A 313-nucleotide genomic window follows, 5' to 3' on the forward strand; every position below is an offset into this window, starting at 1 on the left:
GGAATGACATGCTGCTGGAGGAGAAGATCTGGACCGAACCTGTGCAGTCCGCCGATCTGTTCAGCATGATCGCGCAGCAATACCTTATCGAAGGCCAGCATCGACTCCGTTATAGCGTCGAGACCGCCAATCAGGTGCAGACCGAATCCGAAACACTGGTCTTTGTCATTGATAAAACGGCACCGGTATTCGAAGACGAAGGGGCGCTGATTTTTCCGGAAGAAATCATCAGTGACGGTCTCACGGCGGCCTGGCTGGACACTCATGGCGATACCCTGCTGGCCGAGGTGCCTGCCTATTTTTCGAAAAAAAA

Annotated in this window: 1 pseudogene; it reads left to right on the top strand. The window is 53.4% G+C overall.

The features are described 5' to 3' along the window. Positions 1-313 (top strand): annotated as a pseudogene (locus tag ALO80_RS17915) (hypothetical protein); the annotation flags it as partial.

Source organism: Pseudomonas caricapapayae, from assembly GCF_001400735.1.
Taxonomy (GTDB): Bacteria; Pseudomonadota; Gammaproteobacteria; order Pseudomonadales; family Pseudomonadaceae; genus Aquipseudomonas; species Aquipseudomonas caricapapayae.